This is a genomic window from Streptomyces sp. UG1 (assembly GCF_049974585.1).
GTDB lineage: Bacteria > Actinomycetota > Actinomycetes > Streptomycetales > Streptomycetaceae > Streptomyces.
This window is the reverse complement of sequence record NZ_JBNGGG010000017.1, coordinates 81,209-94,067: the sequence shown is the minus strand read 5'-3', so window position 1 is coordinate 94,067 and position 12,859 is coordinate 81,209. Positions and strand designations below refer to the sequence as shown.

Genomic DNA, 12,859 nt, shown 5'->3' with positions numbered 1-12,859 from the left:
TCCCCGGCACTTGGGAGGGGGTGATGGCCATGCTGCGCACCAGTGGAGGCAGCGGCGGCACGAAGCGCTGAGCGCCCGTGTGAGCCAGGCCAGAGGGGCCCCGAGTCGTACCTAGCGGCTCGGGGCCTTTCCTCATGTCAACCATTGCTCTGAGCTGCACGTTTGTTATAATTGATCTTGTATATGTCAAGTCCGCTCGAGCGCCTATACCAGACCAAACTCGCACTCCTCGCGACCGTCGTCACGGTGGTTGGTATAGCTCTGATGCTCCTCGCCCACTGGGTGAGCGGCAACACGGCCGGCGCCTGGCTGGACAGTCTCCCCGTGATGGAGGTCGGCTCGGCCCTCTTCACGACTGGGCTCATTGCCATCTTCTTCGAGTACATCGACCAGGCGGACGCCGAGGCCCGTGCCAACCAGCGTCTCCGTAAGGTGCTCTCCGAAGAGGCACCAGCCATCCGGGACGCTGTGGTCGACGGCTTCGCCTTCGCGCCGGAGTCCCTGACGAACGTGGCTTCCAAGAAGACGCTCGACCGCATCGTCGAGAACACGTTGAGCATCCAGCTCGGAGACCAGGAGCTCGCCGCCGATGCCTACCGTGACTTGAAGGAGCAGATCATTGGAGCCCGGCAACGCTGGGAGGATGCCCACGTCGCCGTAGCGCTCGCACCCTGGACCAAAGGGCCGGCTGAAGGCCAAGGCGCGATGTTCGTCGCCACCATCCGTTGGGAGTACCGCTTCGTACCGTCGAGCCCGGTACTGCGCTTCTCCTGTGTGTCCGACCTGGACGCGTACCGCGAACTGTTGGCCGATCCGACTTCCGCAGCAGAGTGGTACCTCCCGCCCGTAGATGGTCTCGACGCCTCGTCGCCCGAGGTCTTCGAGCTGGTGCAGATCGCCGTCAACGGCAAGCCCCAGAAGGTACGTCGCAGCGTGCGCAAGGAGGGGCAGGTCTTCGCCTGCAACCTCGGCGAAGTGAAGACCGACGAAGAGATCACCGTGTCATACACCTACCGCGTGTTGGTACAGCAGCACGGACACGTCCTGCACCTCGATCTCGCCCAGCCGACCAAGGACTTCAGGGCTGAGCTTTGGTACGGCGATTGCGGTATCCGCCGCATGAACGTCTTGGACTACCTCTCCGGGCCACGGCAGCCGCGGTACACCCATCTCTCCGCGTCGGACCCGTCACCGAGCGTCGAAGTCGCTTACGAGGGCTGGACGTTCCCCAAGGGAGGCGTGGCGTTCGTGTGGGTGTTGGAGGGGGAGATGCAAGAACGGGCCGTGTCGGGTGAGCGCGGGAAGTGATCGGGTTCGGTCAAATTTGATCTCCGTTGGAAGATCACCTGACGTGGTCATGTAACACGGCGTCAATTGATCTCGTCTACATCCGCTACTGTGTGTGGCCCGTTCGACTGAAGTTGCCGATGTGTCAGGGCTGCTGCGTTGTGCGAGAGATGACTACAGCGTTCCTGGCGAATCCTCATCGAGGCGAGCACGCCCCGAATCAAGATCACTAAAACTTAAGAGCAACAAGGAGGCGACGTGCTCACCAAGATCATTATTCAGAACTACCGAACGTTTCGTAACTTCAAGCTTGAGTTCGACCCCAAGATGAACATCTTGGTCGGCGACAACGACGCAGGGAAGTCCACGATCCTGGAGGCGATCGGCCTCGCCTTGACCGGCAAGCTTCATGGACGCCCGCTCTATCAAGATCTGTCTCCGTACCTTTTCCACAAGGACGCGGTCGACGAGTGGGTTGCCTCCTTGCACAGCGGCCAAGCTCTCACACCGCCGGAAATCGTCATCGAACTCTTTCTTGAGTCGACGTCTGAAACAGCCGCTCTTAAAGGAACGAACAACCTCCAGAAGATTGACGAACCTGGTGTGCGGATTCGTGTCTCACTAAACCCCGACTATAACGCGGAATACAAGGAGTTCGTCAAGGAGCCGGACCATGTGCGGTTGGTTCCGACGGAGTATTACAGAGTTGATTGGATGGCCTTCTCTGGCAATGGGGTAACTCGCAACAGCATCCCAGCTTCTTCTTCACTCATTGACGCTGCGAACATCCATCTCCAAAGTGGTGTTGACTACCACATGAAGCAGATTCTCAATTCAAAACTCCAACCCGACGATCGGGTGAAGCTGACACGTGCATACCGCAGCCTGCGCGAGACGTTCGCAGAAGACGAGTCGATCGTGAAAATCAACCGCGAGCTGCGAAGCACTCCGAGCGGTATGAGTGACCGTGAACTGACGCTGAACATCGACGTATCACAGAAGACAAGTTGGGAAAGCGGCATCGTTCCCCACCTCGATGACCTCCCCTTCCAGTTCGTCGGTAAGGGCGAGCAGAGTGCACTAAAGATTCTGCTCGCCTTGAGTCAAGATGCTGAGATGGCTCACACCATCCTCGTCGAGGAGCCGGAAAACCACCTGTCATTCCCAAACCTGGGGAAGCTGGTACGGAAGATCAGTGACAAGTGCAAGGAAAAGCAGGTCTTCATTGCCACGCACAGCTCGTACGTCCTAAACAAGCTGGGCCTTGAAAAGCTCGTCCTGCTGTCTTCGGCCGAGGGGTTCCGTCTCGACCGCCTTCCAGCAAGCACACAGGTCTACTTCAAAAAGTTGTCAGGATATGACACTCTGCGCCTGGTCCTGGCGAAGCGGTCGATCCTCGTCGAAGGTCCATCGGATGAACTGGTGGTTCAGCGAGCCTACATGGACGCGCACGGTGGCAGGCTTCCCGCAGAAGACGGAATCGACGTTATCAACGTCCGCGGACTCTCCTTTAAACGCTTCCTTGACATCGCATCACTGCTTCCGGAAAACCGCGTCACAGTCGTCACAGATAACGACGGTAGAGACGCGGCCGACGTCAAGAAGAGCTACGACGCCTACGCTTCCTCTCCTAATATTTCGGTACACGTGGGCGAGGATGTGAATTTCAAGACGCTAGAGCCTCAACTTTTCAAGGCGAACGGCCGTGCCACGTTGAACACGGTTCTCGGGCAGAACTTCACGACGGACGACAATCTGCTCGACTACATGAAGAAGAACAAGACGACTTGCGCGCTAGCCATCTTCGAAAGCGACCAGAGCATCACCATACCGGAGTACATCAAGGAAGCGGTAGATGCAGTCTCCTAACAACAGAGCCATCATAGCGGCGGCCGGCTCGCGTAAGACTCAGCACATCATCGACCAAGTTCTCGGAGACCCTTCGAAGCGCGTCCTGGTGACGACGTATACCAACGAGAACCTAAACCAGATTGTGAACCGGCTGAGTGCTGGCACGGGGATTCTTCCGAGCCACGTCACGGTCATGGGGTGGTTCACGTTCCTGATGAATCAGTGCGCACGGCCCTACCAGAGCTATGTCCTGGGTGAGACTGGGGTAATGGGTGCTCTCAATTTCCTCGGAAAGCGACACTGGAGCATTCCGAAGAGTAGACCCATGCACTACTACCTCGACAAAAGCAAGGCGGTCTATCGGAACGAGGTTGCTGCCCTTGCCCATGAAGCGAACGAGCGAAGCGGCGGCAAGGTCGTTGATCGGCTTGGGGGGATGTACGACCACATCTACGTCGACGAGATTCAGGACATGGCGGGCTACGACCTTGACCTGCTTGACTCCCTGATGAAGTCGCCAATCGCCCTCACAATGGTCGGTGATCCTCGCCAAGCCACTTTCTCGACGAACACCGCAGTGAGGAACAAGCAGTACAAGGGCAGCCGCATCGTTGACTGGTTCAGTGAGCGCAGTGATCTCTGCGCCATTGACAACCGCGTGGAGAGCTATCGCTGCAACCAGGCGATCTGCGACTTCGCGGATGACCTCTACCCGAAGCTTCCTCGCACGATCTCGAAGAACGCCGAAATCACGGGGCACGATGGCATCTTCGATATCAAGAAGACAGACGTACCAGAGTACGTGGAGAAGTATTCTCCGGTCATGCTGCGTTGGGACCGTCGAACGCCTACCTGCGGCCTCGAAGCGATGAACATGGGTGCTTCGAAGGGCAGCACCTATGACCGCGTACTCATCTTCCCGACGAAGCCCATGATCGCCTACTACCGGACCCGTGATTTCAATCAGCTCAACGAGCAGGCGAAGTTTTACGTGGCAGTGACACGCGCCAAATACAGTGTTACGTTTGTGATTCCTTGAGCGCTACTTGGCAACCGAGGCGAAAGCTCTCTATCCTTCTGACGACTTGCCCCGACGTCCACGACTCGATCCTGTTTCCGCCGGCGCCTCGCTTGGAGCGGTTGTCGCTGACGTACCGAGCACCTTCTCGATAGCAGCACGTTGCTCTTGAAGCTGGCGTTGTTGTTCCTCGATTCCAGCCATAGCTTTGCTACGGACTTCTGGATCTCCGAGTATCTTCTCGGTCCAGTCTCGTAGTGCCTCTTCGCCAAGTTGGTTGATCGTGTGCCCTGTGATGCCTCTCAATGCCTCTATCTGGGCACGTAACTCCTGGCTGATCCGTGGTGCAAAGACCTTCTTTTCGGCTTCTTCGCCCTGGCCCTCTGGTTGTTGCTGTTCACTCATTGAGTAACCCTCCTTTGGTTTTTAGTGAGTATCCAGTCTTATTTAAAACCTCCCATCGGATTGAGTCAATGACTTGACTTTCTACCTTGATTTCATGTTGCGGTGGGCGCATAATGGAAATATGGCAACACAAAACCGTGATGAGTTAGATAAAAAATTCGACGAGTTCGCTCTATCGCTCGCAAAATACTTCAACCAGCGCTTCGATGACCTGGAAAAGAAGTTTGACGACCGCTTCGAGAAGGTCGACCAGAAGATTGACCGGCTCCAATCCAGCGTTGACGAAGTTCACGGCATGCTCGAAGTAGAGCGTGACGAGCGCACAGTCATAGCTCACCAGCTCGGCCGTCACGAAGACTGGATTGAACGAGCCTCACGCAAGTTGAACATCGACTACGACCAAGCAGCGTAGTAATGCGGCATGCCGGAGGTGTCGCAACCTCGCTGATGGCTCACACCTCAGTGGGATCATCTGACACTATGACGGTGTGGCAGATAACAAGTTCCTCCAGGCCCTCGGGGAGATCACCGCTGAAGCGTCGGCACTTGAGTATTGCGTGGCCTACCTGGTCACCGTTGCGCGAGGTGAAGATAAGGCTCAAGTGGCAGCCACACTCAAGCGTGTTGGTGGCGCTCGTCAGGAGCTTCTGAAGCTCTGCGAGGAGACTCGCGTCGCAAAGGGGAAGAACGACCAGCTCTACAAGGACCTCGTGCGCCTGGAGCAGCGCATGTCCAAAGCTCTGTGGGAGCGCAACCGTCTGGTGCACGCTGTCGAAGTGCTGCGGCTGACCGATCATCTTCTGGACCCAGAGTTGGCACTGTGGCACCCGAAGACAGACACGGATCTCAGTGTCAGCGAGACTGAGATGAAACGGCTTGTTCAAGAGCTTCGGGGAGTCGCAGGGACTGCCCTTCGCACAACACACCAGTTCCCCTCTTCAACCGAAGGGAGTACAAGCTGAGTTGTGAGACAGGGTAGCTAGTCCACCCTCCACGACTACTGTTCCCGCCCGTGCCGGTCTCGCATCTTCACGCCTCGCTTGAGGAGGTTGTTCCGGATGGTGTCGGCGGTCACGTCGAGGCGTTCGCCGACTCGCGCCAGCGAGAGACCCTGCTCGTAGAGGCGAGCTGCTGTGTCGACTTGTTCGGCAGTGAGCTTGCGATAACGGGTCTTCACGCTGTGGCGCTTGAGGATGTCGCCGACGGTGCGGCGGTTGATGCCGAAGCGTCGACCCAGCTCGTAAACGGAAGCTCCGGCCTTGTACGCGGCAATGAGCTCCTGAGCCTGATCGCCTTTGATCTGCTTGGCAGTTCGGGGAGTGGCACGCCGCTTGCGTTGCATGGCTGGGCTGGAGGGGTCTGGTAGCTTACGTAGCAGCGCCTCCAAGGCGTCTACCTGGGCTTTTACGTTCCAGTGGGGTCGGGTGGGGTCCACAGCAACGACTTTCCAAGGGAACTTGGGGAGTTGGCGAGATCCCGTCCGATCGGTTGATCGGGCGGGATCTTTCGTTGTGCCCATCGACTGCGGCCATCGGCCGTGTCCGTGAGGGGGATCGTGGAGACGGCGTTACCGGCGAAGCCTGCGGCACCGTTGCGCAGCGCGGCCTTCCGGCGGTTCGCGACCGCCAGTCTCATCTCCGCCACCGGTTCCGCGATCGCGCCGCTCGCGCTCGCGTACTCCGTGATCGAACAGGGCGGGGGAGCCGGTGCCCTCGGTGTGGTGCTCGCCACCAACACCGTTCCGACCGTCGCCTTCCTCCTCGTGGGCGGGGTGCTCGCGGACCGGGTGTCCCGCAGTCGGCTGCTCTTCCTCGGCAATCTTCTGGCGGCCCTCGCTCAGGGGGCGCTCGCGGCCACCGTCGCCACCGGGCACGCCACGACCACCTCCATCGCGGTCTGCGGCTTCCTCTCCGGGACGGCCGTGGCCCTCACCGTGCCCGCCACCCGGGGCGCCGTGGCCCAGATCGTGCCCGCTGGGCAGTTGCAGCAGGCCAACGCCCTGATCAGGCTGCCGAGCAACGCGGTCAAGGTGCTCGGGCCGGCCATCGGCGGCGTCGTCGTCGCGGCGAGCGGACCGGCGTGGGCGCTGGCCTGGGACGCGCTCAGCTTCGCCGTCGCCGCGCTCCTGCTGCTCGGGCTGCGCCTGGACGCGCCCGTGACCGTCAGCAGCGCGTTGGCCGATCTGCGAGAAGGCTGGACCGGCTTCCGGTCACGGACCTGGCTGTGGACCTACACGGTCGCCGGAACCGTCCTCGTCGCCGCGTGGCTGGCCGGGTTCCAGCTCCTCGGGCCCGTCGTCGCGGCACAGGAGTACGCGGGGGCGCGTGACTGGGGGCTGGTGCAGGGCGCGTTCGCGGCGGGGCTGCTGGCCGGGACGGTGGTGTGCCTGCGCTGGCGGCCGTACCGGCTGCTGACCGTGGCCGTCGTCGGCGGGGCGCCCCTCGCCGCGCCGTTGCTCGCCCTGGGGTGGGGACTGCCGCTGCCCTGGGTGCTGTTGGCCACAGTGCTCGCGGGCATCGCGCTGGATGTGGCGATCGTCACGTGGACGACCGCGTTCCAGCAGCATGTGCCGCAGGGGGAGTTGGGGCGCATGAGCGCGTTCAACGACGTGGGGGAGCGGGTGGCGATTCCGCTCGGCTATCTGCTCACCGGCCTCGCGGTGGGCGCGTGGAGCAACCGGACGGTGCTGGTGGCATGCGCCGGGCTGGTCGTGGCCGCCGTCGTCCTGAACCTGTGCGTGCGGGACGTGTACCGCATCAACGCGGCGCGGGACTGACCGCTGACCGCTTACAGTGCCTTGGCGTAACACAGGCTCAGCTCGTGGAAGCGGTAGTAGCCGAACTTCCCGCACGGCTCGTACCCGCTGGACGTGTACAGCGCCACCGCCTCCGGCTGCTTGGCGCCGGTCTCCAGCACCATGCGGACCCGGCCCGCCGCCCGTGCGTCCTCCTCCAGCGCTGCCAGGATGCGTCTGGCCAGGCCCCGCCCGCGCATCGCCTCGACCACATACATCCGCTTGAGCTCGGCGTCCCCGTCCTGGTAGCCCTCGCCGTTCTCCTCCTGCGCCCGCCAGCCGCCGGAGGCGACGGGCACGCCGAGCGCGTCGTACGCGATCAGGTACAGGCCCTTCGGGGGCTCGAAGTCGGCCGGGGCGAGGGGGGTGGCGTCGCCGTCGTCGCCGTAGCGGACGGCGTATTCGGCCTGGACCTGGTCGTTGAGCTTGACGGCGTCAGGGTGGTCGAAGGAGACGGGACGTATATGCATGCCAGCCACCGTATATCAATTCAAGATCAAGAGGTTCCAGAACCGGACACCGTCCAGTGTGCCGGTAGGGTGCCGGGGTGCTCACTGTGACCTCTGTGAATGTGAACGGCTTGCGGGCCGCCACGAAGAAGGGCTTCGTGGAGTGGCTCGCCGGCACCGCCGCCGATGTGCTGTGCCTTCAGGAGGTGCGCGCCGAGCCGGAGCAACTGCCCGAGCATGTGCGCACGCCCGACGGCTGGCATGTCGTGCACGCGCCCGCCGCAGCCAAGGGTCGCGCCGGCGTCTCCCTGTACACCCGCCGCGAGCCCGACCGCGTCCAGGTCGGTTTCGGGTCGAGCGAGTTCGACGGCAGCGGGCGCTATGTCGAGGCCGACCTGCCCGGTGTGACGGTCGCCTCCCTCTACCTCCCCTCCGGCGAGGTCGGCACCGACCGGCAGGACGAGAAGGTCCGCTTCATGGGCGAGTTCCTGGCCTACCTGAAGGCCCTGCGCGAGCGCGCCGCCGCCGACGGCCGCGAGGTCCTCGTCTGCGGCGACTGGAACATCGCCCACGAGAAGGCCGACCTGAAGAACTGGCGCGGCAACCAGAAGGCCTCCGGGTTCCTGCCGGAGGAGCGCGAGTGGCTCAGCCGGGTGTTCGACCCTGAGGCCGGTGGCTATGTCGATGTCGTACGGTCGCTGCACCCGGACGTCGACGGGCCGTACTCCTGGTGGTCGTACCGCGGGCGCGCCTTCGACAACGACACCGGATGGCGCATCGACTACCACGTGGCGACGCCGGGGCTGGCCGCCAAGGCGCTCAAGGGGTACGTCGAGCGTGCCGCCACGCATGCCGAGCGGTGGTCGGATCATGCGCCGGTGACGGTCGTCTACGACCGTTAGTCCCTCTCGCTCTGCTTCCGCAGCCGCCGATCCAGTGCCAGCGACAGCTCCGCCTCCACCACGCTCCGGGCGAGCGGGCGCAGGCGTTGTAGGTCCGCCTCGTCGGTGTGGCGCAGGAGCAGGGCGGCGAACATCTCCGCCAGGTCGTCCATGTGCTCGCGGACCCGCTTGCCGGCCGCCAGTACCTCCGCGAGCGGGATGCCCTCGCGGACCAGGGCCGAGGAGACGTCCAGCAGGCGGCGGCTGATGTGGACGATCTCGTCGCCGTCGGTGCCGAGGTAGCCGAGGTCCAGGGCGGCGGCGAGGTTCTCCGGGGTGGCCTGGCCCTCGAAGCGGGCGGCGAGTTCCTCGGGGGTGAGGCGGACCGGCTCCTCCTCGGTCGGGGGGACGCCGAGGACGTCGGCGACATCGCGGCCGTGGTCGAGCGCCTCGGCCAGTTCCGCGATGCCGGTCAGGGTGTGGCCGCGCTCCAGCAGCGCCGCGATCGTGCGCAGGCGGGCCAGGTGATGGTCGTCGTACCAGGCGATACGGCCCTCGCGGCGCGGTGGCGGGATCAGCTTGCGTTCTCGGTAGAAGCGCAGGGTGCGCACCGTGACGCCGGCCAGGCGGGCGAGCTCCTCCATGCGGTATTCACGCTTCTCGGTCACCCGGGAACCTTAGTTCGTACCGGCGGTAACTTTCCTCGCCCCACCCCTACCGGTCAGTACGGACCTGCTCTACTCTCCCATTGCGCCAGTGTTCACTGGCGTGGTTCCGGTGAGGGCTGAAGTGTGGAGGCACAGGCATGGCCGAACGCGAGCATGTGCGGGTCGCGGTGGTCGGGTCCGGGTTCGGCGGGCTGGGGGCCGCCGTACGGCTCAGGCGCGAGGGGGTGACCGACTTCTTCGTCCTGGAGCGGGCCGACAGCGTCGGCGGCACCTGGCGGGACAACAGTTATCCGGGGTGTGCGTGCGATGTGCCGTCCCATCTGTATTCCTTCTCCTTCGCGCCCAACCCCGACTGGCCGCGCACCTTCTCCGGGCAGGAGCACATCCGGGCCTACCTGGAGCATGTGACGGATGTCTTCCGGCTGCGTCCCCACATCCGCTTCGACTCGGAGGTGAAGCGGATGGCCTGGAACGGCGAGCGGCTGTGCTGGGACATCGAGACCAGCGGCGGGAACCTGTCGGCCGACTTCGTCGTCTCCGCCACCGGGCCGCTGTCCGACCCGAAGATCCCGGACATCCCGGGGCTGGACTCCTTCCCCGGCAAGGTCTTCCACTCGGCCCGCTGGGACCACGACTACGACCTGCGCGGCAAGCGCGTCGCGATGGTGGGGACCGGGGCCTCCGCCATTCAGATCGTGCCCGCCATCCAGCCCGAGGTCGAACGGCTCACCCTCTTCCAGCGCACCCCGCCCTGGGTCATGCCCCGCGTCGACCGCGCCATCAGCGGCGCCGAGCGCTCCGTGCACCGGGCCCTGCCCTTCACCGCCCAGCTGCGCCGCGGACTGCTGTGGGGCATCCGGGAGTTGCAGGTCCAGGCGTTCACCAAGCACCCGGGGGAGCTCGGGTTCGTCGAGCAGTTGGCCAAGCGGAACATGGCCCGGTCCATCAAGGACCCCGCCCTGCGCGCCAAGCTCACCCCCGACTACCGCATCGGCTGCAAGCGGATCCTGCTGAGCAGTGAGTACTATCCGGCGCTGGCCCGGCCCAACGTGGACGTCGTCGCCAGTGGACTCACCGAGATCCGTGGCTCGACCGTCGTCGCCGCCGACGGCAGCGCGGCCGAGGTCGACGCGATCATCTTCGGTACCGGGTTCCATGTCACCGACATGCCCATCGCCGAGCGCGTGGTGGGCGCCGACGGCAAGACGCTCGCCGAGGCCTGGAAGGGCGGGATGGAGGCCCTGCGGGGCGCCTCGGCCGCCGGGTTCCCGAACTGGATGACCGTCATCGGGCCCAACACCGGCCTCGGGAACTCGTCCATGATCCTGATGATCGAGTCCCAGCTCAACTACATGGCCGACTTCGTACGGCAACTGGACGTCCTCGGCGGTCGGGTCGCCCTCGACGCGCGGCCCGGCGCCGTGCAGGCGTGGAACCGGAGGGTTCAGGACCGCATGAAGCGGACCGTGTGGAACACCGGCGGGTGCACCAGCTGGTACCTGGATGCCAACGGCCGTAACACCACCGTCTGGCCTGGTACGACGAGCGAGTTCCGGCGGGCCACACGGCGCGTCGATCTCGCGGAGTACGCCGTCGTCCGGGCCTGCGTCAAGGACGCCGCGGAGGTGACCGCGTGAGCCGCCTCATGAACGTCGCCTCCGGGCCGTACGCCCCTCCCGTCCCCGCCCGTGAGCTGACGGCCGTGTCCGCCGACGGCGCCCGGCTGCACATAGAGGTGCACGGGCCCGACAGCGCGCCCCCCGTCGTCCTTGCGCACGGCTGGGCCTGCTCCACCGCCTTCTGGGCCGCGCAGATCCGCGAACTGGCCGTCGACCACCGGGTCATCGCCTACGACCAGCGCGGCCACGGACGCAGCCCGGCGAGCCCCGACTGCGGCACCGACGCACTCGCCGACGACCTCGAAGCCGTACTGAAGGCGACCCTCGCGCCCGGCGAGAAGGCCGTGATCGCCGGGCACTCCATGGGCGGCATGACGGTGATGGCCGCCGCCGATCGCCCCGCACTGTGCGAGCACGCCGGCGCCGTCCTGCTGTGCAGCACCGGCGCCTCGCGGCTGGTCGCCGAGTCGACCGTCATACCCATCCGCGCCGGCAAGCTGCGCACCTGGCTGACCAGACGCATCCTCGGCTCCCGGGCGCCGCTCGGGCCGGTCACGCCGATCGCCAGGGCGATCCTCAAGTACGGAACGATGGGCCCCGGTTCGGCCCCGCACATGGTCGAGGCGTGCGCGCGGATCGTGCACGCGTGCCCGCGCAAGGTGCGGTACGCCTGGTCGCAGGTGCTCGACCTGCTCGATCTCGACCATCGAATACGGGAGTTGACCGTGCCGACCGCGGTCGTCGTCGGCACGGCCGACCGGCTGACCCCGCCGGTGCACGCGCACTCCCTCGCCGCCGCGCTGCCCAAGGGACTCGGCGTCACCGAACTGCCCGGCCTCGGGCACATGACGCCGATCGAGGCACCCGAGCTGGTGACCGGACGCATCCGGGAACTCGTCACGACATACACGCGGGCCGCGGCATACCCGCAGGTCAAGGAGGGCGCATGAGCAGGGTGAGCCTCGACGGACAGGTCGCCGTCGTCACGGGGGCGGCGCGCGGCGTCGGCGAGCTGCTCGCGCGCAAGCTCTCCGCGCGCGGTGCGAGCGTGGCGCTCGTCGGCCTGGAGCCGGACGCCCTCAAGCAGGTCTCGGAACGGCTGCACGGCGACAGCGACCACTGGCACGCCGACGTCACCGATCACGAGGCGATGGCGCGGGTCGCACAGGAGGTGAAGGAACGATTCGGGAAGGTCGACATCGTCGTCGCCAACGCGGGTGTCGCGACCGGCGGGCCCTTCGTGGACTCCGATCCTCAGGCCTGGCGGCGGGTCATCGAGGTCAATCTCATCGGGTCGGCGGTGACCGCCCGGGCGTTCCTGCCGGTGCTGAAGGAGAGCCGGGGGTACCTGCTGCAGATCGCCTCGCTCGCGGCGATCACTCCGGCGCCGATGATGACCGCGTACTGCGCGTCCAAGTCCGGTGTGGAGGCGTACGCGCACAGCCTGCGGGCCGAGGTCGGCCACCAGGGCGTGCGGGTCGGCGTCGGGTATCTGTCCTGGACCGACACCGACATGGTGCGCGGGGCCGACCAGGACGACGTCATGCGGGAGTTGAGGCAGCGGCTGCCGTGGCCGTCCAACAAGACCTACCCGCTGGGGCCGGCGGTCGAGCGGATCGTGGCCGGGATCGAGCGGCGCTCCAGCCATGTGTACGGGCAGTGGTGGCTGCGCGGGATGCAGGGTGTGCGCGGGTATCTGCCGGGGATCATCGGAACCGTGGGGCAACGGGAGATGCGGCGGTTCGCGGGTCGGCTGGAGGGGATGCGGACCGGGCTGGTCGGGGCGGGCGGCTCCGCCGACGAGCGGGAGCGGGCCGCGCGGGCTGCGCGGACTACGCCGCGTAACTGATCGACATGCGGGGGGTTATCGCCCGTGTGAATCTGGTC

General features: G+C 64.8%; 14 protein-coding genes. 10 read left to right on the top strand and 4 right to left on the bottom strand.

What is annotated here, in order from left to right; translation table 11 throughout:
• Positions 1 to 183: 183 nt before the first annotated feature.
• The 3 genes from ACP4J3_RS20395 (at position 184) to ACP4J3_RS20385 (ending at position 4,177) form a co-directional block, all read left to right on the top strand.
• Complete coding sequence (locus ACP4J3_RS20395; RefSeq protein ID WP_426536370.1) at positions 184 to 1,308, top strand: hypothetical protein; 1,125 nt, start codon at positions 184 to 186, stop codon at positions 1,306 to 1,308.
• A 237-nt stretch (positions 1,309 to 1,545) separates the two neighbouring features.
• Positions 1,546 to 3,156, top strand: a complete 1,611-nt coding sequence (locus ACP4J3_RS20390; RefSeq protein WP_426536368.1) for an ATP-dependent nuclease — start codon at positions 1,546 to 1,548, stop codon at positions 3,154 to 3,156.
• On the top strand, positions 3,143 to 4,177 hold the full coding sequence (locus tag ACP4J3_RS20385; protein WP_426536366.1) for a UvrD-helicase domain-containing protein: 1,035 nt from the start codon (positions 3,143 to 3,145) through the stop codon (positions 4,175 to 4,177). The genes ACP4J3_RS20390 and ACP4J3_RS20385 overlap by 14 nt, the downstream gene beginning before the upstream one ends.
• Before the next feature lie 30 nt (positions 4,178 to 4,207).
• Here ACP4J3_RS20385 and ACP4J3_RS20380 read toward each other — a convergent pair whose 3' ends face one another.
• A complete protein-coding gene (locus ACP4J3_RS20380; RefSeq protein WP_426536364.1) occupies positions 4,208 to 4,561 on the bottom strand; it encodes a hypothetical protein in 354 nt (117 codons plus the stop codon).
• Positions 4,562 to 4,682: 121 nt separating this feature from the next.
• Between ACP4J3_RS20380 and ACP4J3_RS20375 the strand changes: the two genes are divergently transcribed.
• The gene (locus ACP4J3_RS20375) at positions 4,683 to 4,973 is read left to right on the top strand and encodes a hypothetical protein (RefSeq protein WP_426536362.1); all 291 of its coding nucleotides are present in this window, start codon (positions 4,683 to 4,685) and stop codon (positions 4,971 to 4,973) included.
• Positions 4,974 to 5,049: 76 nt separating this feature from the next.
• The gene (locus ACP4J3_RS20370) at positions 5,050 to 5,523 is read left to right on the top strand and encodes a hypothetical protein (RefSeq protein ID WP_426536360.1); all 474 of its coding nucleotides are present in this window, start codon (positions 5,050 to 5,052) and stop codon (positions 5,521 to 5,523) included.
• Between the two features lie 35 nt (positions 5,524 to 5,558).
• Here the strand turns inward: ACP4J3_RS20370 and ACP4J3_RS20365 are convergent, their stop codons facing one another.
• Positions 5,559 to 5,903, bottom strand: a complete 345-nt coding sequence (locus tag ACP4J3_RS20365; RefSeq protein WP_426536358.1) for a helix-turn-helix domain-containing protein — start codon at positions 5,901 to 5,903, stop codon at positions 5,559 to 5,561.
• A 213-nt stretch (positions 5,904 to 6,116) separates the two neighbouring features.
• Here ACP4J3_RS20365 and ACP4J3_RS20360 point away from each other — a divergent pair, with 213 nt between their 5' ends.
• Positions 6,117 to 7,337 carry an MFS transporter gene (locus tag ACP4J3_RS20360; RefSeq protein WP_426536356.1) on the top strand — a complete coding sequence of 407 codons (1,221 nt, stop codon included), beginning with the start codon at positions 6,117 to 6,119 and terminating at the stop codon, positions 7,335 to 7,337.
• A gap of 11 nt (positions 7,338 to 7,348) precedes the next feature.
• Here the strand turns inward: ACP4J3_RS20360 and ACP4J3_RS20355 are convergent, their stop codons facing one another.
• A complete protein-coding gene (locus tag ACP4J3_RS20355) occupies positions 7,349 to 7,825 on the bottom strand; it encodes a GNAT family N-acetyltransferase (RefSeq protein WP_426536354.1) in 477 nt (158 codons plus the stop codon).
• 77 nt (positions 7,826 to 7,902) lie between these two features.
• Here ACP4J3_RS20355 and ACP4J3_RS20350 point away from each other — a divergent pair, with 77 nt between their 5' ends.
• A complete protein-coding gene (locus tag ACP4J3_RS20350; protein ID WP_426536352.1) occupies positions 7,903 to 8,706 on the top strand; it encodes an exodeoxyribonuclease III in 804 nt (267 codons plus the stop codon).
• Here ACP4J3_RS20350 and ACP4J3_RS20345 read toward each other — a convergent pair.
• On the bottom strand, positions 8,703 to 9,329 hold the full coding sequence (locus ACP4J3_RS20345; protein WP_426536534.1) for a MerR family transcriptional regulator: 627 nt from the start codon (positions 9,327 to 9,329) through the stop codon (positions 8,703 to 8,705). The genes ACP4J3_RS20350 and ACP4J3_RS20345 overlap by 4 nt on opposite strands.
• A gap of 161 nt (positions 9,330 to 9,490) precedes the next feature.
• On the opposite strand from ACP4J3_RS20345, the gene ACP4J3_RS20340 reads away from it, so the two are divergent.
• The 3 genes from ACP4J3_RS20340 to ACP4J3_RS20330 are packed head-to-tail and all read left to right on the top strand — an operon-like array spanning position 9,491 to position 12,821.
• Positions 9,491 to 10,990, top strand: a complete 1,500-nt coding sequence (locus ACP4J3_RS20340; RefSeq protein ID WP_426536350.1) for a flavin-containing monooxygenase — start codon at positions 9,491 to 9,493, stop codon at positions 10,988 to 10,990.
• Positions 10,987 to 11,922 carry an alpha/beta fold hydrolase gene (locus ACP4J3_RS20335; protein WP_426536348.1) on the top strand — a complete coding sequence of 312 codons (936 nt, stop codon included), beginning with the start codon at positions 10,987 to 10,989 and terminating at the stop codon, positions 11,920 to 11,922. Before ACP4J3_RS20340 ends, ACP4J3_RS20335 begins: the two co-directional genes overlap by 4 nt.
• On the top strand, positions 11,919 to 12,821 hold the full coding sequence (locus tag ACP4J3_RS20330) for an SDR family oxidoreductase (protein WP_426536346.1): 903 nt from the start codon (positions 11,919 to 11,921) through the stop codon (positions 12,819 to 12,821). Before ACP4J3_RS20335 ends, ACP4J3_RS20330 begins: the two co-directional genes overlap by 4 nt.
• The last annotated feature ends 38 nt before the right edge of the window (positions 12,822 to 12,859 follow it).